Genomic DNA, 24,781 nt, shown 5'->3' with positions numbered 1-24,781 from the left:
CACTCGCCGTAGGGTGCGGTTGAGCGTAGCGAAACGCACCATGTCCCACGCCCTGTGTGACCCCCTGATGCGTTTCGCTGCGCTCAACGCATCCTACGAGCTGGGAGATCCACCGCGACATCCGCAAGCACTACCGCTTTGGGTGAAATGACTCTGGCCTGCGCTTGGGCCGGGGTCCCTGCGAGATCGCCACGTCGCTGCGCTCCTCGCGATGGCGACGAGTCTGAGTGCTGTGGATGAGGGACGCGGGGCATGGCCCGTTGAAGGGTTGTCGCCAACAGGTCAGCGGGCGAGCCAGTGGGTGTTGAGGGAGGTGTTGAAGGTCTCCTCGACGCGGCGGAGGTAGTAGAGCATGTCGACTGGCAGGTTGATGCCGTCGTGCATCTGCAGCGGGTAGAGGTCGGCGGCGATCACGCAGTCGGCGATCGACGGCTGGCCGAGGTAGAAGCGGTTGGCGGCCAGGTGCTTGGCCAGTTCCGGCAGGTGGCTCAGCTTGGCGAGCTGGTTGTAGCCGTCGTAGCGGTCGTTGGCGAGCTCCTCCAGCGACAGGCCGAAGCGGTGCTGCACGTGGGCCTTGTAGTCGGCCAGGGCCTCGGCGCTCTCGCCGATGCTGTGAAAGCCCGGTGCCAGCGGGGCGTAGAGCCGATCCAGCACGATTTCCACCTTGGCGCGCCAGTCCACGAGGGCCTGCCAGGCGTCCTCGGCGATCACGCCATCGGATAGCGGCTTGCCGGTCGGGAACAGGTGGTCGATATCGCGCAGTGCGGTGACGGTGTCGGTGTGCAGAGTACCGTCGTCGGTTTGCAGGATCGGTGACTGGCGGGCCACGCCCAGTTCGAAGAACGTCTCGTCGTCGAACCAGTCCAGCGCACGGCTCTCGAGCGCGACGCCCTTGTAGCCGCAGGCCAGCCGCAGCCGGTCGGCCTTCGCGTCGTGCGGGAAGTGGTAGAGCGTGGCCACGCGGTTATTGTCCTCGAGGGCTTTGGCCGCGCTGGGCGTGACTCAGGATGAAGTCCCACTGGTCCTGGGCGATCGGCATCACTGACAGGCGGTTGCCGCGGCGCACCAGCGGGCAGTCCTCGAGCTGCGGCTGCTGCTTCAGCCAGTCCAGGGTGATGAGGTCGCCAAACTTCTCCTCGAAGGCGACATCCACGCGCAGCCAGCGCGGATTGTCCGGGTCGCTCTTCGGGTCAAAGTGCGGATCCTCGGGGTCGAAGGCGCAGGTGTCCGGATAGGCCTCTTTCTCGATGCGCAGGATGCCGACGATGCCCGGAGGCTTGGCGTTGGAGTGGTAGAAGAAGGCGAGATCACCCTTCTTCATCTCGTCGCGCATCATGTTGCGTACCTGGTAGTTGCGGATGCCGTCCCAGGGCTCCACGCCGACGCGCTCCAGGTCGTCGATGCTGAACTCGTCGGGTTCGGACTTCATCAGCCAGTAGGCCATGCGTCTTCCTTGGGCGTGTACGTTGGGTTAGGGAAACGCTGATTACTGTACACGTTCGCGCTTGAGTCGCTTTTGCGTGCGAACAAGGCGCGGTGACTGCCGTGCAGTCATTCTGCACAAGGGAGCCGCAACGCCGTGCGCGCGCAAAAGCGGCCGAGCCCCTTCGGGGTTGGTGCCCCCTGTTCCCCGATCCTTCGTTGCGCCGCTTGCGGGTAGAATCACTACCCGCTGCACGACGCGCCTTGTCTCGGAAAACCTGGGGCACCAACGCGAACGTGTACATTAATCAGCGTTTCCCTGGGTGGGCGTATTGTGCCGCGCGCGCTCCGGCAGCGCATGCCAGCCCTGCTCGGTGACGACGCCATCCAGCGGGACGTCCCAGGGCTGGGTCGGCAGCACCGGAACACCCTGCAGCGAGTGGGCCACGCCGATCAGTTTCGGCCGGCGGATGCCGAAGCGGCGCCGGGCAAAGTAGCGGTCGTAGTAGCCGGCGCCCATGCCCATGCGGTTGCCGGCGGCGTCGAAGGCGACCAGTGGCATCAGCACTACTTGGAGCTCGCGGCGCCAGATGCGCGGGGCGTCAAAGCAGGGCTCGGCGATGCCGAAGCCGTTGTGGCACAGCGCATCATCCGGGGCCCAGGCGTGGAAGTGCATGCGCCCCGGGCGCTTGTCGTCCATCACCGGCAGGGCGATGCGCGTGCCGCGCCGGGCCAGGGCGACGGTCAGCGGGGTCAGGTCGACCTCGCCGCGCAGGCCGCGATAGGCGCCGACACAACGCGGCTGCCAGCGCTCGAACCAGCGCAGCAGGTGTCCGCAAATGGCGGCGGAGTGGTGGTCGAGCTGGGCGTCCGACAAAGCCGCTCGCGCACGCCGCAGGCGCAGGCGCAGGGAACGAAGATCGTCGGGCGATAGCGAATCTTGAACGGAGTCGGTTTCCGCAGGCATAAGGAAATCGGGATCAAAAAGAAGTGGACGCGCCCCGCAGGCGCCGGCGTGGCCCTTGACCTTGAACCTAGGGCTCAGGTGGGAGAAGTCTCCGGATCTTTAGGCTTTCCGCTCGAAGACGGACCTGCACAGCGAAACGGAAGTACTCGGTCCCGTGGTGAAAAATTAAGGCTCAAGGGTACCACCGGGCCACAATCGAACGCCGCAGTGACGCGTCCAAGTTCATTATGAACCAAACCCCCCGGGGTGCGCGCAACCCCCGAAGCTGTAGGGGATCCGTCGCGAGCCTCAGCACTGTTCCCAGGGCAGGCCGTGGTAGCGCCAGCCGCTGCGGGTGGAGCGCTGGTGGTTCTCGTCCAGTGGTCCTTCGAAGCCCTCGTCCACCGAGAAGACATGCTCGATGCCGGCGTCCACCAGGGCCTGCCCGGCGTCCAGCGTGCGCTTGCCGCTGCGGCAGATCAGGTACAGGGCCGGGGCCTCTTCGCTGTGATCGCTGACGCCGCCCAGTAGCAGCTTGCGCACCTGGGGCACGAACTGTGGGTTCACGGTCCAGTCGGGTTCGTCGATCCACGGGATATGGATGGAGCCGGTCGGATGGCCGACGAACAGATACTCCATGGTCGAGCGGACGTCGATCAGCAGGTCGCGCGGGCGTGCCTGCAGTCGCTCAAAGGTCTCGACCGGCGAGATGCGTGCGGGGGGCGGGTGCGGACTGTCGGAGGTCATGGCGTTTCCGGTTTGGGTGGGGCGCCGATCCTTGGCCCCCGGATTTCTACATGGCGAAGTCGAGGCGTTCCTGGACCCGGTCGATCCCGGCCTGGGCGCATTCCTCGTCGAGGTCGCCGCCGGGCGCACCGGACACGCCGACCGCACCGAGCATGCTGCCGGCCGCTTCGATCGGCAGGCCGCCGGCGAGCATGATGATGCCATCCACGTGGTTCATCTCCATGCGGATGTCTTCGCGGTTGTCGCGGAAGTTGGCAGAGCTGGTGCCGGACATGGTGACGGCGCGCGCCTTGTCGCCGGCGATCTGGATGGTCTGTACGCCGGCCATGCGGTCGCGCAGGACCACCTGGTCGTTGCCGGCGCGGTCGACCACGACGACTGCGGTCTGGTGGCCCATCTCGCGGCAGGCCTCGACGGCGCCCATGGCGATGTCGTTGGCCAGTTCCAGCGTCATGAAACGCTGGCTATAGACGTCGGCCTGGGCGCTGCTGGCGAGGCCGAGGCACAGGGCCGCGGCGGTGCCGGTCACCAGGCGGGTCAGGGAGTTCGGCATGGGTTTCCTCCTGTTGGTTTCTTGTTCTGCATGTCGATCATGGCAGATAGGGGACGTGGTTGCCGAGCGTGCCATTCCGGGGGTTGCCGACCGGCTCTGCGGTGGGGGAACAGGCGACAGCCGGGCATGGCGCGGCTACACTACGCGCATGTCGGGAAACAGCTTTGGGCGACTGTTCGTCGTCAGTACTTTTGGTGAGAGTCACGGGCCGGCCCTGGGCGCGGTGGTGGACGGTTGTCCGCCCGGTCTGGAGCTCAGCGAGGCGGATCTGCAGTTCGATCTCGATCGCCGCCGGCCGGGGCAATCGCGCCACACCACGCAACGCCGCGAGCCGGACCAGGTGCGCATCCTTTCGGGCGTGTTCGAGGGGCGCACCACGGGTACGCCGATCGGACTGCTGATCGAGAACGTGGATCAGCGCTCCAAGGACTATGGCGAGATCCAGGACCGCTTCCGCCCGGGGCATGCGGACTACACCTATCACCAGAAATACGGCGTGCGCGATTATCGCGGCGGCGGGCGCAGCTCCGCGCGCGAGACCGCGTTGCGGGTGGCGGCCGGCGGCATCGCCCGGCGCTATCTCGAGCAGCGCTACGGGATCACCATCCGCGGCTGGCTGTCGCAGCTCGGTCCGATCGAGCTGGAGCCGAAGCAGCCGGAGATCGCGAACGACAACCCGTTCTTCTCCCCCGACCCGGACAAGGTCGCGGAGCTGGAGGAGTACATGGACGCCCTGCGCAAATCGGGCGACTCCATCGGGGCGCGGGTGACGGTCGAGGCGACCGGCGTTCCCGCCGGCTGGGGCGAGCCGGTATTCGATCGCCTGGATGCCGATCTGGCGCATGCGCTGATGAGCATCAACGCGGTGAAGGGCGTGGAGATCGGCGCGGGTTTCGAATCCGTGACCCAGCGCGGCACCGAGCACCGCGACGAGATGACCCCCGAGGGCTTCCTGTCCAACCACGCCGGCGGCGTGCTGGGCGGGATCAGCACCGGCCAGGCGGTGCAGGCCAGTATCGCCATGAAGCCGACCTCCAGCATTCGTCTGCCCGGGCGCAGCATCAACACCGCCGGAGAGCCGGTGGAGGTGGTCACCAAGGGGCGGCACGACCCCTGCGTGGGCATCCGCGCGACCCCGATCGCCGAGGCGATGATGGCGCTGGTGCTGATGGACCACGCCCTGCGTCACCGCGCACAGAATGCCGATGTCCCGGACTCGGGGCTGGAGCTGCGCGACCTTCCCGGCGAATGACGCGGCCTTCGGCCGTGTCGTCCTGATCGTGTAGCGGTCCCGTCATGGCAGTGACGCAGAACGCGCGCCTGTCCGCGGTCTACTTTTTCTATTTCGCCAGCCTCGGCGCGTTCATGCCGTTCTGGGGGCCCTATCTCTCCGAGGAGGGGTTCAGTGGCGCCCAGATCGGCGAATTGATGGCGATCGTGCTGGCGACCAAGATCATTGCGCCCAACGTCTGGGGCTGGCTGGCGGATCGCGCTGGCGCGCACATGCCGGTGGCCCGTTGGGGCGCGCTGGCTGGGGCGGTCGCCTTCACCGGCGTGCTGCTGTACACCGGTTACTGGTGGCTGGCCGTGGTGATGGCCGCCTACAGCTTCTTCTGGAACGCGATCCTGCCGCAGTTCGAGGCGACCACCATGCGCTCGCTGGGCCGGGATGCGCATCGGTATGCGCTGGTGCGGCTGTGGGGTTCGGTCGGTTTCATCGTGGCGGTTGCCGTGCTTGGGTGGGCCTTCGACCGGATCGCGGTGGCCTGGTTGCCGTGGATCGTGCTGGCGGTCCTGATTGCGGTCGTGGTGGCGACGCAGTTTGTGCGCGAGCCGACGCGCAACTTGGACGAGGACAACAACGCCCCGCCGCTGTTGGCCGTACTGCGTCGGCCCGAGGTGATTGCGCTGTTCGTGGCCTGCTTCTTCATGCAGGCGAGCCACGGGCCGTACTACGCCTTCTTTACCCTGTATCTGGAACAGGCCGGCTACTCGCGCTCTGTGGCGGGGCAGCTGTGGGCGCTGGGTGTGGCGGCCGAGGTGGTGCTGTTCCTGTTGATGCCGCGGCTGATCCTGCGCTTCGGCGCCTGGTTGCTGGTGTCGGCGGCGCTGGTGTTGACCACGCTGCGCTGGGGGTTGCTGGCGGCGGTGCCGGATTCTCTGCCGATGCTGCTGTTTATTCAGATCCTGCATGCGGCCAGCTACGGGGTGTACCACGCGGCGGCGATCTCGTTGATCCACTATTTCTTCCCCGGGCGGTTGCAGGGGCGCGGGCAGGCCTTGTATTCGTCGCTGGCCTTCGGGCTGGGCGGGGCTTCCGGGTCGCTGGTGGCTGGCTATCTGTGGGACGGCATCAGCCCCGCCTCGGTGTATGTGTTCGCTGCGTTCCTGGCCGCCGCTGGCGTGATCGCCTCGGTGTACGGGGAATGGCGCTTCCGCACGCCGGTGCGCACCCTCTGAATCGACCGAGTGAGGGTGGCGCCACTGGCGCGGACGGTCGAAGCTTCGTAGGGTGCGCGTAACCCGATGGATCGATAGCACTGGATGGAACAACGATGATTCGAATTGCGATTGCAGGCGCCGGTGGGCGCATGGGCCAGAACCTGGTGCAGGCGGTGGACGAACACCCCGATGCCCAGCTGGGGGCGGCCAGTGAGCGGCCCGGTAGCGAGACCATCGGTCAGGCGGTGGGCGCGGAGGGCCGGGTGCGCCTGGTCGAGGATCTGGCGACCGTCACCGACGACTTCGACGTGCTGATCGACTTCACCTCGCCGCAGGCGACCATGCAGCATCTTGAACTGTGCGCGCGCGCCGGCAAGGCGCTGGTGATTGGCACCACCGGGCTGGATGCAGAGCAGGAGCAGCGCCTGCGTACCGCCGCGGACGATCTGCCGATCGTTTATGCGCCGAACATGAGCGTTGGGGTCAACCTGACCTTCAAGCTGGTGGAGCTGGCCGCGCGGGCGCTGGGCGACAGCGTGGACGTGGAGATCCTGGAGGCCCATCACCGGCACAAGGTGGACGCGCCTTCGGGTACGGCGCTGAAGCTGGGGCGCATCGTGGCGGAGACCCTTGGGCGGGATCTGGAGCAGGATGCGGTATACGGCCGCGAGGGGCAGACGGGTGCCCGCGACCGGCGCACGATCGGGTTTGCAACCGTGCGCGGTGGCGACATCGTCGGTGAGCACACCACCTTGTTCGCCGGGGATGGCGAGCGTGTGGAGATTACCCACAAGGCCTCCAGCCGCACGGTGTTTGCTTCCGGTGCGGCGCGTGCGGCGGTCTGGCTGGCCGGCGCCGGCAATGGGCTGTTCGACATGCAGGATGTGCTGGGGCTGCGCGACCTCTAGCCGGCTGGCTCTCCGTTTGGCGAAGGCTGGGCCTGGTTCGTCCTCTGGTGTTTACGGTGGCTCCGGTCCGCTGCCTGCCATGCGCTGACTCGCGAGCGCGCCGCGCCCGTTATTGATCAACAACTGGCTTTCTTGCTTGCCCAAGAACGTGCCCAAAGAAGGGCACCCGGATTTCGCCCGGGAACCTCGCTCCGGACGCGCTGGGCCGGCGGCGCTGACCTCGCTACGCCTGCGGCTTCGCTCAGACATCCAGCGCCCCGTGTCTATTGTTAACTGGCCGGCCCATCACGCCCTCCGCGAGGGGCTCCATACGGGGGGCGAAGGTCAAAACAGACGCTACCCCAACATTCCTGCCAAGCCGTGCCCCGTAGGGTGCGGTTGAGCGCAGCGAAACGCACCGTGCCCCACGCCGTGCGAACCCCTGATGCGATTCGCTTCGCTCATCCGCATCCTACCCCCGGCGCCCGCCACGCCATGGCCGCAGGCCGAGCGTGCCCCAGGATGACCGAAGGCCTAGCCTCCATCCATGAGCACAAGCGCCGGAATAGCCGTTGTTTGGACTTTCCCCCCGTTGTCGTCGCGCCGAGCGGAGAGGATTTTCGCGGGATTCAAGGTGCTGGATGTCTAAGCGGAGCCGAAGGCGTAGCGAGTTCAGCGCCGCCCGCGAAAAGCCTCGGAGCGAGGGAAACCCCGGGCCGCGCAGCGGGCCGGGGTCGCGGCAGTCGGGCGTGTTTCCGAGGTACTTCTTTGCTCGTGCAAAGAAGTACCTCGCGGTGCGCTGGCGAGTCAGCGCCTGGCAGGCGGCGGACCGAAGCCACCGTAAACACCAGGCGATGAACCAGGGCCAGCCTCAGAGACTAGGATTAGCCACGGAGCATCGGCCCCATATCTGGGCCGGGTAGGGAATGTTCGGGCCCGGAAAGCGCACAACGAGCGGCGGGCGGAGACGCCGGAAATGGGGATCTCGTTGGACGCCGCGCGCGGCGCTCGCGTACACTTGAGGGCGTAATCGTATCCGTCCTCCGAGCACCGAATTGTTGCCGAAAACGGGGTTTATACCCCGGTGAAACGGTGCGGACGAGGTCGGGTCGCAGATCCCGAACGAATCGCAGTACCGCCGCCGGCGAATCGCCTGGCGGCCCCGACCCAGACCACCCGGAGGTCCCCCTGTGTCCGCGCCCGCTCTGCTCGTCCTGGAAGATGGCACTGTGTTTCATGGTCAGGCGATTGGTGCCCTGGGCCAGACGGTTGGCGAGGTGGTGTTCAACACCGCGATGACCGGGTATCAGGAGATCCTCACCGATCCGTCCTATCACCGGCAGATGGTCACGCTGACCTACCCGCATATCGGCAACACCGGGACCAACCCGGAGGACGACGAATCCTCGCGGGCTCATGCCGCGGGGCTGATCATCCGTGATCTGCCGCCGCTGGTGTCCAACTGGCGCTCGCGCGAGTCGCTGCCCGACTATCTGCTGCGCCACGGCATTGTGGCGATCAGCGGGATCGATACCCGCAAGCTGACCCGCATCCTGCGCGAGAAGGGCGCGCTGAGCGGCTGCATCCAGGCTGGTGATGTGGACGAGGCTGCGGCCCTGGCGGCTGCGCGCGAATTCCCCGGGATCAAGGGTATGGATCTGGCGCGCGAGGTGACCACGCGGGAACGTTACGAGTGGCTGGAAGGGACCTGGCAGCTGGGCGAAGAGCCGGCGCGGGTCGATGCGAAAGCCGCCGACTACCACGTGGTGGCCTACGACTTCGGCATGAAGCAGAACATCCTGCGCATGCTGGCGGATCGCGGCTGCCGCGTGACCGTGGTCCCGGCCGAGACGCCGGTGGACGAGGTGATGGAGCTCAAGCCCGATGGGGTGTTCCTGTCCAACGGCCCGGGCGATCCCGAGCCCTGCACCTACGCGATCGATGCGATTCGCACGTTCTGCGAGCGCAAGCTGCCGCTGTTCGGGATTTGCCTGGGGCACCAGTTGCTGGGGATCGCCAGTGGCGGCAAGAGCGTGAAGATGAAGTTCGGCCACCACGGGGCGAACCACCCGATCCGGCACGAGGCCAGCGGGCGAGTGATGATCTCGTCGCAGAACCACGGCTTCGCGATCGACGAGGACAACCTGCCGGAGACGTTGACGCCGACGTACCGGTCGCTGTTCGACGGCACGCTGCAGGGGGTTGCCCGCACTGATTGCCCGGCGTTCAGCCTTCAAGGCCATCCCGAGGCGAGCCCGGGGCCGCATGACGTGTCCCCGGCGTTCGACGACTTCGTCGAGATGATGCGCACCGCGCGCAGCTAACGTCGCCCCCCGAATTTCCGACCGAATTTCCGATTTCGACAGCCTGCGAGAGCCGTCACATGCCCAAGCGTACCGACATCCAGAGCATCCTGATCCTCGGGGCCGGCCCGATCGTGATCGGTCAGGCCTGCGAGTTCGACTACTCCGGCGCCCAGGCCTGCAAGGCCCTGCGCGAGGAGGGCTACCGGGTGATCCTGGTGAACTCCAACCCGGCGACCATCATGACCGACCCGGAGATGGCGGATGCCACCTACATCGAGCCGGTGGATTGGCAGACGGTCGCCCAGATCATCGAGAAGGAACGCCCGGATGCGGTGTTGCCGACCATGGGCGGGCAGACGGCGTTGAACTGCGCGCTGGACCTGTCCCGGGAAGGCGTGCTCGAAAAGTTCGGGGTGGAGATGATCGGTGCCAACGAGGCGGCGATCGACATGGCCGAGGACCGCGATCACTTCAAGGCGGCGATGGCTGATATCGGTCTGGATACCCCGACCGCGATGCTCGCGCACTCGTGGGAGGAGGCGCAGGAGATCCAGCCGAAGATTGGCTTCCCGGTGATCATCCGGCCGTCGTTCACCCTTGGTGGCTCGGGCGGCGGCATCGCCTACAACCGCGAGGAGTTCGAATACATCGTCAAGAACGGAATCGACCTCTCGCCGGTCAACCAGGTGCTGCTGGAGGAGTCCGCGCTCGGCTGGAAGGAGTTCGAGATGGAGGTGGTCCGCGACAAGGCGGACAACTGCATCATTATCTGCTCGATCGAGAACCTCGATCCGATGGGCATCCACACCGGTGACTCGATCACCGTGGCCCCGGCTCAGACCCTGACCGACAAGGAATACCAGATCATGCGCGACGCCTCGCTGGCGGTGCTGCGCAAGATCGGCGTGGAGACTGGTGGCTCCAACGTGCAGTTCGCGATCAACCCGGAGAACGGGCGCATGATCGTGATCGAGATGAACCCGCGGGTGTCACGTTCCTCCGCGCTGGCCTCCAAGGCGACCGGCTTCCCGATCGCCAAGGTCGCGGCCAAACTGGCGGTGGGCTACACCCTCGACGAGCTGAAGAACGATATTACCGGCGGCCTGACCCCGGCGTCGTTCGAGCCGTCCATCGACTACGTGGTCACCAAGATCCCGCGCTTCACCTTCGAAAAATTCCCGCAGGCGGATGCGCGCCTGACCACCCAGATGAAGGCGGTGGGCGAGGCCATGGCCATCGGCCGCACCTTCCAGGAGTCGTTCCAGAAGGCGCTGCGCTCGATGGAGACTGGGATGGACGGCCTCGACGAGCGCATCGATCTGACGGCCGACGACGTGACCGATCAGCTGCGCACGAAGCTCGCCAACCCCAGCCCCGAGCAGGTGCTGTACGTGGCCGATGCCTTCCGTGCCGGCTTCTCGATCCAGGATATCTTCGACCTGACCGCGATCGACCCCTGGTTCCTGGCCCAGATCCAGGAGCTGGTGGACGTCGAGAAGGGCGTGAAGGACCGCATCCTGGGCGAGATCAGCGCCGAGGAGATGTACCGTCTGAAACAGCGCGGCTTCTCCGACCTGCGCCTGGCGAAACTGGTAAACGATACCGAGAAGGCGGTGCGCAAGCACCGCCATGGCCTGGGCGTGCGCCCGGTGTACAAGCGGGTGGATACCTGCGCCGCCGAGTTTGCGACCACCACGGCCTACATGTACTCCTCGTACGAAGAGGAGAACGAGGCGGATCCCACCGACAAGCAGAAGATCATGGTGCTGGGTGGCGGGCCCAACCGGATCGGTCAGGGCATCGAGTTCGACTACTGCTGCGTGCATGCCGCACTCGCGATGCGCGAGGACGGGTACGAGACCATCATGGTCAACTGCAACCCGGAGACGGTCTCCACCGATTACGACACCTCTGACCGGCTGTATTTCGAGCCGCTGACGCTGGAGGACGTGCTGGAGGTCGTGGCGACCGAAAAGCCGGCCGGCGTGATCGTGCAGTACGGTGGCCAGACGCCGCTGAAGCTCGCGCGGGACCTGGAGGCTGCCGGCGTGCCGATCATCGGCACCAGCCCGGACTCCATCGACCTGGCCGAGGACCGCGAGCGCTTCCAGGCCCTGCTGAACAAGCTGGGGCTCAAGCAGCCGCCGAACCGCACCGCGCGCAGCGAGGAGGAGGCGGAGAAGCTGGCCGAGGAGATCGGCTACCCGCTGGTCGTACGTCCGTCCTACGTGCTCGGTGGGCGCGCGATGGAGATCGTGCGCGACCGCGAGGACCTGCGCAGCTACATGAAGAACGCGGTGTCCGTCTCCAATGATGCCCCGGTACTGCTGGACCGCTTCCTGGATGACGCCATCGAGGTCGATGTCGACGCGATCTCGGATGGCGAGAACGTGATCATCGGCGGGATCATGGAGCACATCGAGCAGGCCGGCGTGCACTCGGGCGACTCCGCCTGTTCCCTGCCGCCGTTTTCGTTGTCCATGGAGCTCCAGGACGAGATGGTCGAGCAGGTGCGCAAGATGGCACTGGGCCTGAAGGTCGTCGGCCTGATGAACACCCAGTTCGCGATCAAGGGCGACGATATCTACGTGCTGGAGGTGAACCCACGGGCCTCGCGCACCGTGCCGTACGTCTCCAAGAGCGTCGGACGGCCGCTGGCCAAGATTGCCGCGCGCTGCATGGTCGGGCAGACCTTGCCCGAGCAGGGCGTGGGTGACGCGGTCTATCCGGACTATTATTCGGTAAAGGAATCGGTCTTCCCGTTCGCGAAGTTCCAGGGCGTGGACCCGATCCTGGGGCCGGAGATGAAATCCACCGGCGAGGTGATGGGCGTCGGGCGCAGCTTTGCCGAGGCGTTCGCCAAGAGCCAGCGGGGAGCGGGCGTGCTGTTGCCGTCCACCGGCAAGGCCTTCGTATCGGTGCGCGAGATCGACAAGCCGCACGTGGCCGAGGTGGCCCGACGCATGGTGGAGTTGGGCTTCGAGGTCCTGGCGACGCGTGGCACGGCGAACGTGCTGGAGGAAGCCGGCATTGAGGTGACTCGCGTGAACAAGGTCACCGAGGGCCGCCCGCATATCGTGGACATGATCAAGAACGACGAGATCAGCTTCATCATCAATACCGTGGAGGGCAAGCAGTCGACCTCCGACTCCTACACCATTCGCCGCGAGGCGCTGATGCACAAGGTGGGCTATACCACCACCATCGCCGGGGCCAAGGCCACCGTGCAGGCCCTGGATCACCTGGGGGCGAATGACGTCTTCCGGCTGCAGGACCTCCACCAGGAAAATCTCGGAGGGAAAAGCGCATGAACAAGACGCCTTTGACCGTGACTGGCGCGGAAAAGATGAAGGAAGAGCTGAAGAAGCTGAAGGGCGAGGATCGCCCGCGCGTGGTCAACGCGATCTCCGATGCGCGCGAGCATGGCGACCTCAAGGAGAATGCCGAGTACCACGCGGCGCGCGAGCAGCAAAGCTTTGTCGAGGGCCGCATCCGCGAGCTGGAGTCGAAGCTCTCCAACGCCCAGATCATCGACGTGGCCACCCTGCCGCAGACCGGCAAAGTGGTCTTCGGGACCACCGTGGTGCTGGAGGCGACCGCGGACGGGCGCCAGGTCACCTACAAGATCGTTGGTGACGATGAGGCCGATATCAAGAACAACATGATCTCGGTGTCCTCGCCGATTGCGCGGGCGCTGATCGGCAAGGAAGAAGGCGACGTCGTGACCGTGCAGGCCCCGGGTGGGGAGACGGAATACGAGATCCTGGAGGTTCGCTACGTCAACTGACGTGGCGGGGCCCGGTCGCGCTCAGGGGCGCAACCGGGCGGTGGGGTCAGGCCGGGTCCAGGGAGACCTTCGGGTCATCCGGGTTGCGGCGGAACAGGGTGGCGACATAGCCGACGCGTTGTACTCGCGCGGCGCCGGTGCGTTCACAGAGCTCTTCCACGGTGCCGTTGCGGACATCGCGGTCGCCGATGTTCACCTTGATCTTGACCAGTTCGTGGTGGGTCAGCGCCAGCTCCAGCTCCGCCAGTACGGCATCAGTCAGCCCATTGCGGCCAATGGTCACGATGGGCTTGCGCGGATGGGCGAGGCTGCGCAGATGGCGGCGTTGCGCGTCGGTCAGATTCACAGGAGGCCATTTTTAGTGTTTAAACGTCAAAATTGTAGCACGCCGTCCGCAGGTGCGAGGCCGCTCAATGCCCAAGCGTAGCCGCTCCAGTCAGCGCTGGCTGAAGGAGCATTTCGACGATCCCTACGTCCAGCGGGCCCAGCAGGAGGGTTACCGCGGGCGGGCGGTGTACAAGCTGCAGGAGATCGATGAGCGCGACCGGTTGCTGAAACCCGGCATGCGCGTGGTGGACCTCGGTGCGGCCCCGGGTGGCTGGACGCAGTACGCTGCCCGGAAGATTGGGCGCAAGGGCGTGCTGATTGCCACCGATATCCTGCCGATGGACCCGGTGCCGGGCGCGGAGATTGTTACCGGCGACTTTCGCGAGGATGCCGTGCTGGACGCGATCCTTGCCCTGGTGGGTGACGAGCGCGCCGACCTGGTGCTCTCCGACATGGCCCCCAACCTGACCGGTACGGGTGCCGTGGATCTGCCGCGTTCGATCCATCTTTGTGAACTGGCGCTGGAGTTGGCGACACGGATTCTGAACCCCGGGGGCGCATTTCTGGTCAAGCTGTTTCAGGGTGAAGGCTCGGATGCCTATCTGGCCGAGGTGCGCCGGCGGTTCGGCTCGGTGAAGGTGCGCAAGCCGAAGGCGTCGCGGCCACGGTCACGCGAAGTGTACGTATTGGCGCGCGAGCCCCGGGATGTGTAAAGCTGCCAAAAGCTAACGATTAATGTTCTTCGAGGTGTCGTTTTGAACGGTCTGGCCAAGAATCTGATCATCTGGGCGGTAATTGCCGTCGTCCTGATGTCCGTCTTCAACAACTTCGGCCCGCAGCAGCCGACGCAGGATGTTCGGAGTATTACCTACTCCGAGTTCATTCGCGACGTGCAGGGCGGTCGCGTGGACAACGTGACCATCAAGGGCGAGAAGATCGAGGGTACGACGATCGAGGGCCAGGCGTTCACCACGGTGAACCCGAACGACCCCGGTCTGATCGGCGACCTGCTGCAGAACAACGTGGAGCTCAATGTCCACGAGGAGGCCGAGCGCTCCCTGCTGATGAGCATCCTGATCAGCTGGTTCCCGATCCTGTTGCTGATCGCCGTGTGGATCTACTTCATGCGCCAGATGCAGGGCGGTGGTGCCGGTGGCAAGGGCGCGATGTCCTTCGGCAAGTCCAAGGCCAAGCTGATGTCCGAGGACCAGATCAAGGTCAGCTTCAACGACGTGGCCGGCTGCGACGAGGCCAAGGAGGAGGTGACCGAGCTGGTCGACTTCCTGCGCGACCCGTCCAAGTTCCAGAAACTGGGTGGCCAGATTCCGCGTGGCGTGCTGATGGTCGGCTCTCCGGGTACCGGCAAGACGCTGCTGGCCAAGGCGATCGCCGGCGAGGCCAAGGTGCCGTTCTTCAGCATTTCCGGTTCCGACTTCGTCGAGATGTTCGTTGGCGTGGGCGCCTCGCGCGTGCGCGACATGTTCGCCGAGGCCAAGAAACACGCCCCCTGCATCATCTTCATCGACGAGATCGACGCAGTCGGCCGCCAGCGTGGCGCCGGCATGGGCGGCGGTCATGATGAACGCGAGCAGACCCTGAACCAGTTGCTGGTCGAGATGGACGGCTTCGAGGGCACCGAGGGGGTCATCGTGATTGCTGCGACCAACCGTCCGGACGTGCTCGACCCGGCGCTGCTGCGCCCGGGTCGCTTCGACCGCCAGGTGGTGGTGCCGCCGCCGGACGTGCGCGGTCGCGAGCAGATCCTCAAGGTTCACATGAAGAAAACGCCGATCTCCGACGACGTGCGTCCGGACCTGATCGCGCGCGGTACGCCGGGTTTCTCCGGCGCGGATCTGGCCAACCTGGTCAACGAGGCGGCGTTGTTCGCGGCGCGCTCCAACAAGCGCCTGGTGGACATGTCCGACTTCGAGCGCGCCAAGGACAAGATCATGATGGGCGCCGAGCGCAAGTCCATGGTCATGTCCGAGGACGAGAAGAAGCTGACCGCCTACCACGAGGCCGGGCATGCGATTGTGGGCCTGACCGTGCCGGAGCACGACCCCGTCTACAAGGTCAGCATCATCCCGCGTGGCCGGGCCCTGGGCGTGACCATGTTCCTGCCCGAAGAGGATCGTTACAGCCACTCGAAGACGCGCCTGGAGAGCCAGCTGGCGAGCCTGTTCGGCGGACGCCTCGCGGAGGAGATCATCTTCGGCAACGACAAGGTGACCACCGGGGCTTCGAACGATATCGAGCGCGCCACTCAGATCGCCCGCAACATGGTTACCAAGTGGGGCCTGTCCGACAAGCTCGGCCCGCTGGATTACGGCGAGGAAGAAGGGCATCCATTCCTGGGCGGGCAGATGGGCAAGTCGAAGCCGATGTCCGACGACACCGCGCGTCAGATCGATGCCGAGGTCCGTCACATCATCGATGCGAACTACCAGCATGCGAAGCAGATCCTGGTCGACAATGTCGACACGCTGCACGCGATGGCACGGGCGCTGATGAAATACGAGACCATCGACGACAAGCAGATCGCGGACATCATGGCCGGGCGCGAGCCGCGCGAGCCGGCGGATTGGGATAGTGGAGGCGGTTCCGGTGGTTCGGCGCAGGCCAGCGACGAGGCCGAGGGTGGTGTCCCGGATGCCGAGGGCGACGCCAAGGACGGCTCCGATGGCCGGGATGACGATGATAAGGGCGTTGTCGGCGGTCCTGCGCCGCAGTCCTGATCCGTCCACTTTGTGACCGGGCTTGGGTCTGGTCGCTGCCACAGGCCGCCAGGCCCTCTTCCTGGCGGCCTTTTTCGTTGGGTACTAACAGGAGAACGCCGACCGTGCCGACTGACGCACCGGTACTGCAATGCGGGGACCACGCTCTGGACCTTGGGCAGCCGCGCATCATGGGGATTCTGAACGTCACCCCGGACTCGTTCTCCGACGGTGGCCAGTACGCGCAGGTGGAGGATGCGCTGACGCGCGCCCGCGCCATGGTCGCGGAGGGGGCAGCGATCCTTGACGTGGGCGGCGAATCCACTCGCCCCGGTGCGGCGCCGGTGGCGCTGGAGGAGGAGCGTCAGCGGGTGCTCCCGGTCATCGAGGCCCTGCGCGCGGAATTGGGCGTTCCGCTGTCCGTGGACACCATGAAGCCGGAGATGATGCGCGAGGCGGTTGCCGTCGGTGCCGGGCTGCTGAATGACGTGAACGGCTTTCGCGCCGAAGGGGCGTTGGCGGTCGCGATGGAGGCGGCGCGCGAGCATGGGGTAGCGCTTTGCGCGATGCACATGCAGGGTGATCCGCAGTCGATGCAGCGGGCACCGCATTACGATGATGTGGTGGACGAGGTGCGTGCCTTCCTCGACCAACGGGTGGCGGAGCTGTTGCGTGGCGGCGTGCCGCGCGGCCAGATCCTGCTGGATCCGGGCTTCGGCTTCGGCAAGACCCTGGAGCACAACGTCGCGCTGTTTCGCGGCCTGCCGCGCCTGGCGGCCTCCGGCTTGCCGCTGCTGGTGGGCGTCTCGCGCAAGTCGATGATCGGTCAGCTGCTGGATGACCGTCCGGTCGCTGGGCGGGATCCCGGCAGTGCCGTGGCGGCCCTGTTGGCGGTACAGGCCGGTGCGCGTGTCCTGCGTGTGCACGATGTCTCGGCGACCCGTGATGCCCTGGCGCTATACTCAGCGTTGCGACCGGATGGTGGCGACGGACAGGACAATCGAGGGAACTGATGGGCAAGTATTTCGGAACCGACGGCATCCGTGGGCGCACCGGCGACTGGCCGATGACGCCGGAGTTTGCGCTGCGCCTCGGGTATGCCGTGGGCGAGGTGCTGGGCGAGAACGGCCACCGCCAGGGGCCGGTCCTGGTGGGCAAGGACACGCGCGTGTCCGGCTACATGTTCGAGTCGGCGCTGGAGGCCGGGCTGTCCGCCGCCGGGCTGGACGTCGCGTTGCTGGGACCGATGCCGACCCCGGCCATCGCCTACTTGACGCATACCTTCCGTGCCACCGCGGGCGTCGTGATCAGTGCCTCGCACAACCCGTTCCACGACAACGGGTTCAAGTTCTTCACCCCCGAGGGCGACAAGCTGCCGGATGCGACCGAGGCCGCCATCGAGGCGCGTCTGGACCAGCCAGCACAGCCAATCAACAGTGCGCGTCTGGGCAAGGCCGTGCGCATCCAGGATGCCGCCGGACGCTATGTCGAGTTCTGCAAGAGCGCGATCCCGGCGCGTTCCGAGCTGCGTGGGATGAAGATCGTCATCGATTGTGCCCATGGTGCGACCTACAACGTGTCCCCGCACGTGTTCGAGGAGCTGGGGGCACAGGTCGAGATCCTCGGGGCCAGTCCGGACGGCTACAACATCAACGACGGGGTCGGCGCCCTGCATCCGGGGAACGTCGCCGAACAGGTACGGGCGACCGGGGCAGATCTCGGGATCGCGCTCGACGGCGACGGCGACCGGGTGATCCTGGCCGATGCCGACGGCACCGTGGTGGACGGGGACCAGATCCTCGGGATCCTGGCGCTGGCGCGGCAACAGGCCGGGGGCTTCGACGGCGGTGTGGTCGGGACCCTGATGACCAACCTGGGGCTGGAGCAGGCCCTGGGGGCCGCCGGCATCCCGTTTGTGCGTGCGAAGGTCGGGGATCGCTATGTGCTGGAGGAGCTCCGCCGTCGCGATTGGACCCTGGGCGGCGAGGGATCGGGGCATATTGTCTGCCTGGAGCACACCACGACCGGCGACGGCACCGTGGCGGCGTTGCAGGTTGCGCACCTGATGCACCGCACCGGCCAGCCGCTCTCGGCGCTCGCAGCGGCCATTCCCAAGCTGCCGCAGTGCCTGATCAACGTGCCCGTCAGCGGTGCCGCGGCCGGCTGCCTGGAGGCCGAGCCGGTGCGCGCCGAGGTCGCCGCGGTGGAGGATCAGCTCGGCCAGCGTGGTCGGGTCCTGCTGCGTCCCTCCGGTACCGAGCCCCTGGTGCGGGTGATGGTCGAGGGCGAAGATGCCGACGAGACCCGCTCGGCGGCCGAGCGCATCGCGGACAGCATCCGGGCGGCGATCTGATCGTCGCCACGAAGCCTCGCCTGCGCGCCCCGCGACAGCTTGGTTGATTTGCTACCGGTGCGCCGGTAACATCCCGCCGCTCTAATCATCATGATCGGACCCCGTATATCTGCGGGGTTCGGCCGATCGCAGGAGGAAGATCCGCATGCGTACGCCGCTGGTCGCCGGAAACTGGAAGATGAACGGTTCGCGGGACGCGAACCGCGCGCTCCTGTCCGCCCTTAAGGGCAGCCTGGGTGACATCCGTGGCGTGGACGTGGCGGTCTGTCCGCCGGCGGTCTACCTCGCCGAGATCGCGAACGACCTATCGGGTGGTCCTATCGCCGTCGGCGCCCAGGATTGTTCCGATCAGGAAAAGGGCGCCTACACCGGCGAACTGGCCGGCTCCATGCTGGCCGAGGCGGGTTGCCGCTATGTGATCGTCGGGCATTCCGAGCGCCGCGAACGCCAGAACGAGGACAGCGCCTGGGTGGCCGCCAAGTTCGTTGCGGCGCAGGCCGCGGGGCTGATCCCCATCCTGTGCGTGGGCGAGCAGAAGGCCGACCGTGAAGGCGGACGCACCGAAAGCGTGGTAACCGAGCAGCTGGACGCCGTCCTGGACGCGGCCGGGGTCGAGGCCTTCGACCGCGCTGTGATCGCCTACGAGCCGGTCTGGGCGATCGGGACCGGTCTGACCGCCACGCCGGAACAAGCCCAGGAAGTGCATGCGTTCATCCGCAACCGCGTTGCGGGACGCGACCCGCGGGTCGCAGCCGATCTGCGTATCCTCTACGGCGGCAGCATGAAGGCCGACAATGCGGCCGGCCTCCTGGCGCTCGATGACATCGACGGCGGTTTGATCGGCGGTGCCTCGCTGGATGCTGACGCCTTTTCCGCCATTGCCCGCGCCGCGGGCGAGCAGGTCGCGGCATGATTTATGGCCTGCTCCTGGTGGTCCAGGTCGCGGTATCGCTCGGCCTGATCGCGCTGATCCTGATGCAGCACGGCAAGGGCGCCGATGCTGGCGCGGCCTTCGGCAGCGGCGCTTCGGCGACGGTGTTCGGGGCGGCCGGGTCGGCCAACTTCCTGAGCCGCTCGACCGCCGTGCTGGCGGTGCTCTTCTTCCTCAACAGCCTGACGCTTGCGTATCTGGCTGCATCCAGCCCGGAGGCCGAGAGCCTGCTGGACCAGATGGAGGCGATGGAAGAAGAGGGCGATGGTCCGCCGGACCTCCCGGCCGAAGTGCTCCCGGGGCAGGAGCCCCCGGGTGGCAGCAGCCCACAATCCGGTCGGCCGGCCGACGTGCCCGATTGAGGCCCAGTACCTGTACGAATTGGCAGATGTGGTGGAATTGGTAGACACGCTATCTTGAGGGGGTAGTGGCGCAAGCCGTGTGGGTTCGAGTCCCACCATCTGCACCAAATTCTCGTTGGCCCGGGCCGCTGAGCATCCGTTCTCGCCCGGGGTAAATAACAATAAAAACAGCATCTTATAAAATTACGACTACTTGACACCGTTTTTGGGCATCACCTAGACTCCGTGCCCGGTGTACGGCTCTGCCGCGTCTCTGCGTGACCGAGTCGTACCCGCGCTTTCAACCAGCAACGCTGAACGGCTCGCCGGCGCGCTCGATCCACGCGACGCCCCGCGAACCTGCCCGCCAGAGGCGGCGTACGGGAGAGAGAAATGCTGGAAGGTTATTTACCCATCCTGCTGTTCATCGCAGTAGGCATCGTGATCGGCGTCGTGCCGCTGGTGGTCGGTATGGCCGTGGGTCCGCACAAGCCGGACGCGGCGAAGAATTCGCCCTACGAGTGCGGTTTCGAGGCCTTCGAGGATTCGCGGCTGAAATTCGATGTCCGCTTCTACCTGGTCGCGATCTTGTTCATCATCTTTGATCTCGAGATCGCGTTTCTCTTCCCGTGGGCCGTGTCGCTAGACACCATTGGCCTGTTCGGGCTTCTTGCGATGGCCCTGTTTCTTGTCATTCTGGTCGTCGGTTTCATCTACGAGTGGAAGAAGGGGGCGCTGGAATGGGAATAGAAGGCGTTCTTGAGAAGGGCTTCGTCACCACCTCGGCGGACAAGCTCATCAACTGGGCCCGCACCGGGTCTCTCTGGCCGATGACCTTTGGTCTCGCCTGCTGCGCGGTGGAGATGATGCATGCCGGTGCCGCGCGCTATGACCTCGACCGCTTCGGGATTATCTTCCGGCCGAGCCCGCGCCAGTCGGACGTGATGATCGTCGCCGGCACGCTGGTCAACAAGATGGCGCCGGCCCTGCGCAAGGTCTACGACCAGATGCCGGAGCCGCGTTGGGTGATCTCCATGGGGTCCTGTGCCAACGGCGGCGGGTATTACCACTACTCCTACGCGGTGGTGCGCGGTTGCGACCGCATCGTGCCGGTGGATGTCTACGTGCCGGGGTGCCCGCCGACGGCGGAGGCACTGCTCTACGGCATTATCCAGCTGCAGAACAAGATCCGGCGCACGAACACGATCGCGCGCTGACGCACCCGGGGTAGCAGATGGCTGAACAAGACAACTGGACCGACGCCTTGCGGGCGGAACTGGGCGATGCCCTGGAGAGCCTGCACGAGGCGAACGACGAGATCACCGTCGATATCGTGCCGGGCTCCTGGCGCGAGGCGGGCGTGAAGCTGCGTGATGCCCTGGGCTTCGAGATCCTGATCGACCTGTGCGGGGTGGACTACCTCGAATACGGGCAGGACGAATGGGGCACCGACTCCGCCACCAATACGGGTTTCTCCCGCGGTGTCGAAGCGGCCACCTCCGGGCGTTTCACCTTCGATGATGCTCCGGAAGATTCCAACTGGGATGGCCCGCGGTTCACCGTGGTGGCCCACCTGCTGTCGCTCGAACATAACCGCCGCGTGCGCATGCGTGCCTGGCTGAGCGACGAGGAATTCCCCGAGGTCGAATCGCTGGTGGAGGTCTGGGCCTCCGCCAACTGGTTCGAGCGCGAGGCCTTCGACCTGTTCGGCATCCTGTTCTCCGGACACCCGGACCTGCGACGCATCCTCACCGACTACGGCTTTGTGGGGCATCCGTTCCGCAAGGACTTCCCGCTGATCGGGCATGTCGAGATGCGCTACGACGCCGAGCAGGCACGTGTGGTGTACCAGCCGGTGACGATCGAGCCGCGCGTGCTGGTGCCCAAGGTGATCCGCGACGACCATCGCTACAGCGAGGGCCAGAAGCCGGGCGAAGGAGCCGAGAATGCCTGAGATTCGCAACTTCACCCTGAACTTCGGGCCGCAGCATCCCTCCGCCCACGGCGTGTTGCGCCTGGTGCTGGAGATGGACGGCGAGGTGGTGCAGCGCGCCGACCCGCATATCGGCCTGCTGCACCGCGGCACCGAGAAGCTCGCGGAGAGCAAGCCGTACAACCAGTCGATCGGCTACATGGACCGCCTGGACTACGTGTCCATGATGGCCAACGAGCACGGCTATGTGCTCGCGATGGAGAAGCTGCTCGGCATCGAGGCCCCGCTGCGCGCCCAGTACATCCGGGTGATGTTCGACGAGATCACCCGCATCCTGAACCACCTGATGTGGCTGGGAGCCCATGCGCTGGATATCGGCGCGATGGCGGTGTTCCTGTACGCCTTCCGCGAGCGCGAAGACCTGATGGACTGCTACGAGGCGGTCTCGGGTGCGCGGATGCACGCGACCTATTACCGCCCCGGCGGGGTCGCCCGTGACCTGCCGGGCAGCATGCCCAAGTACCAGCCGTCCTCCTGGAAGTCCCAGGACGTGGTGGATGACCTGAACAAGATCCGTCAGGGCTCGCTGCTGGACTTCATCGAGGCGTTTACCGAGCGCTTCCCGGGTTGCGTGGACGAGTACGAGACCCTGCTGACCGACAACCGCATCTGGAAGCAGCGCACCGTCGGGATCGGCGTGGTCGATCCGGATCGTGCGAAGCAGCTGGGCTTCACCGGTCCGATGCTGCGCGGCTCGGGAATCGAGTGGGACCTGCGCAAGAAGCAGCCCTACGAGGTCTACGACCGTCTCGACTTCGACATCCCGGTGGGCACGAACGGCGATTGTTACGACCGCTACCTGGTGCGCATCGAGGAGATGCGCCAGTCCAATCGCATCGTTCGCCAGTGCGTGGACTGGCTGCGCCAGAATCCGGGCCCGGTGCTCCTCGAGGATCACAAGATCACCCCGCCAAAGCGCGAGGAGATGAAGGCCGACATGGAGGCCCTGATCCACCACTTCAAGCTGTTCACCGAGGGCATGTGCCTGCCGGAAGGCGAGGCCTACGCCGCGATCGAGCATCCGAAGGGCGAGTTCGGGGTCTACCTGGTCTCGGATGGTTCCAATAAACCGTATCGTCTGAAGGTCCGTCCGCCGGGCTTTGTGCACCTGTCCGCGCTGGACGAGATGGCGCGCGGCCACATGCTGGCCGACGTGGTCGCCATTATCGGGACGCAGGACATCGTATTCGGGGAGATCGACCGCTGATGGCTGCCGAACAGAAAACTGTTGCCTTCCACAAGCACGCCGCGAAGAAGGTCGAGCTGAGCGCTCACGAGCGCGAAGAGATCGACGCCTGGCTGGCGCGCTATCCCGAGGATCAGAAGCGCTCGGCCGTGCTGGGCGCGCTGCGTGCGGTGCAGCACGAGGACGGCTACCTCTCCACTGCGAAGATGGACGCAGTGGCCGACTATCTCGGGCTTCCGGCGATCGCGGTATACGAGGTGGGCTCGTTCTACTCCATGTACGAACTGGAGCCGGTGGGCAAGCACACCATCATGGTGTGCGACAACATCTCCTGCATGCTGCGCGGCGCCGAGCCGATCATCGAGCACCTCGAGAAACGTCTGGGCATCAAGCGCGGCGAGAGCACACCGGACGGCAAGTTCTACCTGAAGCTGGAAGAGGAGTGCCTCGCAGCCTGCTGCGGCGCCCCGATGATGCAGGTGGACCACAAGTACTACGAGAATCTCACCCCCGAGCGGGTCGACGAGATCCTCGACGGTCTGGAGAAGTAGCATGGCCAACCAGATCTGCTTTGCCACGCGTTACCTGGACGACGCCGCCGCGCTCGAGACCTACAAGAGCGTCGGTGGCTATCAGGCGCTGGAAAAGGTCTACAAGGGCAAGATGGCCCCCGAGGACGTGATCGAGGAGGTCAAGACCTCCAACCTCCGCGGCCGCGGTGGCGCGGGCTTCCCGACCGGTCTCAAGTGGTCGTTTATGCCGCGCAACAGCCCCGGGCAGAAGTACATCGTCTGCAACTCGGACGAATCCGAGCCGGGTACCTGCAAGGATCGCGAGATCCTCATGTACAACCCGCATGCGCTGATCGAGGGCATGGCGATCGCCGGCTATGCGATCGGCGCGACGGTGGGCTACAACTACATGCGCGGCGAGTTCATGGACGAGGTGAACACCCGCTTCACGTCCGCGCTGCAGGAGGCCTACGAGGCCGGCTACCTCGGCAAGGACATCTTCGGCTCGGGGGTGGACTTCGATCTGCATCCGTCGCTGGGCGCCGGTGCCTATATCTGTGGCGAGGAGACTGCGCTGCTGGAGTCGCTGGAAGGCAAGAAGGGCCAGCCGCGCTTCAAGCCCCCGTTCCCGGCCAACTACGGCCTGTACGGCAAGCCGACCACGATCAATAACACCGAGTCGCTCGCCTCGATCCCGTCGATCATCCGCAACGGTGGCCAGTGGTTCGCGGATCTGGGTGTGCCCAAGTCCGGGGGCGAGAAGCTGTTCTCGGTGTCCGGGCAGGTGAACAAGCCGGGCAACTTCGAGATCCCGCTGGGCACTCCGTTCAAGGATCTGCTGGAGATGGCCGGCGGCGTGCTTAACGGACGCAAGCTGAAGGCGGTGATCCCGGGCGGCTCGTCCGTTCCCGTGGTACCCGGCGACGTGATGATGAAGGCCAACATGGACTTCGATTCCATCGCCCATGCCGGCTCCATGCTGGGTTCCGGGGCGGTGATCGTGATGGACGAGACCGCCGACATGGTGAAGTCCCTGCAGCGTATCTCGCGGTTCTATTTCTCCGAGTCCTGCGGACAGTGCACGCCGTGCCGCGAGGGTACGGGCTGGCTCTACCGCATGCTCACTCGCATCGTCGAGGGGCAGGGGCGTCCCGAGGACCTGGAACGCCTGGACGATGTGGCCAGCAAGATCGAGGGCCATACCATCTGCGCCCTGGGCGACGCCGCCGCCATGCCGGTGCGCAGCTTCGTCAAGCACTTCCGCCACGAATTCGAATACTACATCCAGCACGGCCGGAGCCCGGTGGCAGACGCCGCCTGACGCTCTACCGCGC

At 65.8% G+C, this 24,781-nt stretch carries 24 protein-coding genes, 1 tRNA gene and 1 other RNA gene; 19 read left to right on the top strand and 7 right to left on the bottom strand.

The features are described 5' to 3' along the window. Positions 1–282: 282 nt before the first annotated feature. From D578_RS0104655 to D578_RS0104635, 6 genes are all read right to left on the bottom strand, one after another. On the bottom strand, positions 283–960 hold the full coding sequence (locus D578_RS0104655; RefSeq protein WP_018948811.1) for a glutathione S-transferase family protein: 678 nt from the start codon (positions 958–960) through the stop codon (positions 283–285). 4 nt (positions 961–964) lie between these two features. After that, positions 965–1,444 carry an EVE domain-containing protein gene (locus D578_RS0104650; RefSeq protein ID WP_018948810.1) on the bottom strand — a complete coding sequence of 160 codons (480 nt, stop codon included), beginning with the start codon at positions 1,442–1,444 and terminating at the stop codon, positions 965–967. Between the two features lie 282 nt (positions 1,445–1,726). Beyond that, positions 1,727–2,389, bottom strand: coding sequence for a 5-formyltetrahydrofolate cyclo-ligase (locus D578_RS0104645; RefSeq protein ID WP_018948809.1), 663 nt, complete (start codon positions 2,387–2,389; stop codon positions 1,727–1,729). A 28-nt stretch (positions 2,390–2,417) separates the two neighbouring features. Continuing rightward, positions 2,418–2,603: non-coding RNA, 6S RNA (gene ssrS / locus D578_RS15320), on the bottom strand. Positions 2,604–2,677: 74 nt separating this feature from the next. After that, entirely contained in the window at positions 2,678–3,115 is a 438-nt protein-coding gene (locus tag D578_RS0104640) for a rhodanese-like domain-containing protein (RefSeq protein WP_018948808.1), read from the bottom strand. A 46-nt stretch (positions 3,116–3,161) separates the two neighbouring features. Beyond that, entirely contained in the window at positions 3,162–3,668 is a 507-nt protein-coding gene (locus D578_RS0104635; RefSeq protein ID WP_018948807.1) for a heme-binding protein, read from the bottom strand. A gap of 148 nt (positions 3,669–3,816) precedes the next feature. On the opposite strand from D578_RS0104635, the gene aroC reads away from it, so the two are divergent. The 6 genes from aroC (at position 3,817) to greA (ending at position 13,090) form a co-directional block, all read left to right on the top strand. Next, positions 3,817–4,920 carry a chorismate synthase gene (aroC, locus tag D578_RS0104630; protein ID WP_018948806.1) on the top strand — a complete coding sequence of 368 codons (1,104 nt, stop codon included), beginning with the start codon at positions 3,817–3,819 and terminating at the stop codon, positions 4,918–4,920. Between the two features lie 44 nt (positions 4,921–4,964). Next, positions 4,965–6,128 carry an MFS transporter gene (locus tag D578_RS0104625; RefSeq protein WP_018948805.1) on the top strand — a complete coding sequence of 388 codons (1,164 nt, stop codon included), beginning with the start codon at positions 4,965–4,967 and terminating at the stop codon, positions 6,126–6,128. A gap of 95 nt (positions 6,129–6,223) precedes the next feature. Next, a complete protein-coding gene (gene dapB, locus D578_RS0104620) occupies positions 6,224–7,018 on the top strand; it encodes a 4-hydroxy-tetrahydrodipicolinate reductase (RefSeq protein ID WP_018948804.1) in 795 nt (264 codons plus the stop codon). A gap of 1,169 nt (positions 7,019–8,187) precedes the next feature. Beyond that, a complete protein-coding gene (carA, locus tag D578_RS0104615) occupies positions 8,188–9,321 on the top strand; it encodes a glutamine-hydrolyzing carbamoyl-phosphate synthase small subunit (RefSeq protein ID WP_018948803.1) in 1,134 nt (377 codons plus the stop codon). Between the two features lie 59 nt (positions 9,322–9,380). Then, a complete protein-coding gene (gene carB / locus D578_RS0104610) occupies positions 9,381–12,614 on the top strand; it encodes a carbamoyl-phosphate synthase large subunit (protein ID WP_018948802.1) in 3,234 nt (1,077 codons plus the stop codon). Then, complete coding sequence (gene greA, locus D578_RS0104605) at positions 12,611–13,090, top strand: transcription elongation factor GreA (protein WP_018948801.1); 480 nt, start codon at positions 12,611–12,613, stop codon at positions 13,088–13,090. The genes carB and greA overlap by 4 nt, the downstream gene beginning before the upstream one ends. A 46-nt stretch (positions 13,091–13,136) precedes the next feature. Here greA and yhbY read toward each other — a convergent pair whose 3' ends face one another. Beyond that, positions 13,137–13,436, bottom strand: a complete 300-nt coding sequence (gene yhbY, locus D578_RS0104600) for a ribosome assembly RNA-binding protein YhbY (protein ID WP_018948800.1) — start codon at positions 13,434–13,436, stop codon at positions 13,137–13,139. A 67-nt stretch (positions 13,437–13,503) separates the two neighbouring features. Here yhbY and rlmE point away from each other — a divergent pair, with 67 nt between their 5' ends. From rlmE to nuoF, 13 genes are all read left to right on the top strand, one after another. Then, positions 13,504–14,130, top strand: a complete 627-nt coding sequence (rlmE, locus tag D578_RS0104595; RefSeq protein ID WP_018948799.1) for a 23S rRNA (uridine(2552)-2'-O)-methyltransferase RlmE — start codon at positions 13,504–13,506, stop codon at positions 14,128–14,130. Positions 14,131–14,172: 42 nt separating this feature from the next. After that, positions 14,173–16,152, top strand: coding sequence for an ATP-dependent zinc metalloprotease FtsH (gene ftsH / locus D578_RS0104590; RefSeq protein ID WP_018948798.1), 1,980 nt, complete (start codon positions 14,173–14,175; stop codon positions 16,150–16,152). A 104-nt stretch (positions 16,153–16,256) separates the two neighbouring features. Further along, complete coding sequence (folP, locus tag D578_RS0104585) at positions 16,257–17,144, top strand: dihydropteroate synthase (protein ID WP_018948797.1); 888 nt, start codon at positions 16,257–16,259, stop codon at positions 17,142–17,144. Then, on the top strand, positions 17,144–18,484 hold the full coding sequence (gene glmM / locus D578_RS0104580; protein WP_018948796.1) for a phosphoglucosamine mutase: 1,341 nt from the start codon (positions 17,144–17,146) through the stop codon (positions 18,482–18,484). The genes folP and glmM overlap by 1 nt, the downstream gene beginning before the upstream one ends. Positions 18,485–18,629: 145 nt before the next feature. Then, complete coding sequence (gene tpiA / locus D578_RS0104575; RefSeq protein WP_018948795.1) at positions 18,630–19,397, top strand: triose-phosphate isomerase; 768 nt, start codon at positions 18,630–18,632, stop codon at positions 19,395–19,397. Continuing rightward, entirely contained in the window at positions 19,394–19,777 is a 384-nt protein-coding gene (gene secG, locus D578_RS0104570) for a preprotein translocase subunit SecG (RefSeq protein WP_018948794.1), read from the top strand. Before tpiA ends, secG begins: the two co-directional genes overlap by 4 nt. A 22-nt stretch (positions 19,778–19,799) precedes the next feature. Continuing rightward, positions 19,800–19,884, top strand: a tRNA-Leu gene (locus D578_RS0104565). A 265-nt stretch (positions 19,885–20,149) separates the two neighbouring features. Beyond that, positions 20,150–20,506 carry an NADH-quinone oxidoreductase subunit A gene (locus D578_RS0104560; RefSeq protein WP_018146236.1) on the top strand — a complete coding sequence of 119 codons (357 nt, stop codon included), beginning with the start codon at positions 20,150–20,152 and terminating at the stop codon, positions 20,504–20,506. Continuing rightward, positions 20,497–20,973 carry an NADH-quinone oxidoreductase subunit B family protein gene (locus D578_RS0104555; RefSeq protein ID WP_012982122.1) on the top strand — a complete coding sequence of 159 codons (477 nt, stop codon included), beginning with the start codon at positions 20,497–20,499 and terminating at the stop codon, positions 20,971–20,973. Before D578_RS0104560 ends, D578_RS0104555 begins: the two co-directional genes overlap by 10 nt. Positions 20,974–20,990: 17 nt before the next feature. Further along, on the top strand, positions 20,991–21,710 hold the full coding sequence (locus D578_RS0104550) for an NADH-quinone oxidoreductase subunit C (protein ID WP_018948793.1): 720 nt from the start codon (positions 20,991–20,993) through the stop codon (positions 21,708–21,710). Further along, positions 21,703–22,956: an NADH-quinone oxidoreductase subunit D gene (locus D578_RS0104545; protein WP_018948792.1), complete on the top strand. Its 1,254-nt coding sequence runs from the start codon at positions 21,703–21,705 to the stop codon at positions 22,954–22,956. Before D578_RS0104550 ends, D578_RS0104545 begins: the two co-directional genes overlap by 8 nt. Next, positions 22,956–23,486: an NAD(P)H-dependent oxidoreductase subunit E gene (gene nuoE, locus D578_RS0104540; RefSeq protein ID WP_018167902.1), complete on the top strand. Its 531-nt coding sequence runs from the start codon at positions 22,956–22,958 to the stop codon at positions 23,484–23,486. Before D578_RS0104545 ends, nuoE begins: the two co-directional genes overlap by 1 nt. Before the next feature lies 1 nt (position 23,487). Beyond that, the gene (gene nuoF, locus D578_RS0104535; protein ID WP_018948791.1) at positions 23,488–24,768 is read left to right on the top strand and encodes an NADH-quinone oxidoreductase subunit NuoF; all 1,281 of its coding nucleotides are present in this window, start codon (positions 23,488–23,490) and stop codon (positions 24,766–24,768) included. Positions 24,769–24,781: the final 13 nt, after the last annotated feature.

Origin of the sequence: Thioalkalivibrio sp. ALMg11, assembly GCF_000377905.1 — a bacterium.
GTDB lineage: Bacteria > Pseudomonadota > Gammaproteobacteria > Ectothiorhodospirales > Ectothiorhodospiraceae > Thioalkalivibrio.
Note: the sequence above shows the minus strand (reverse complement) of the source record. Positions and strands in the feature narration are given on the sequence as shown.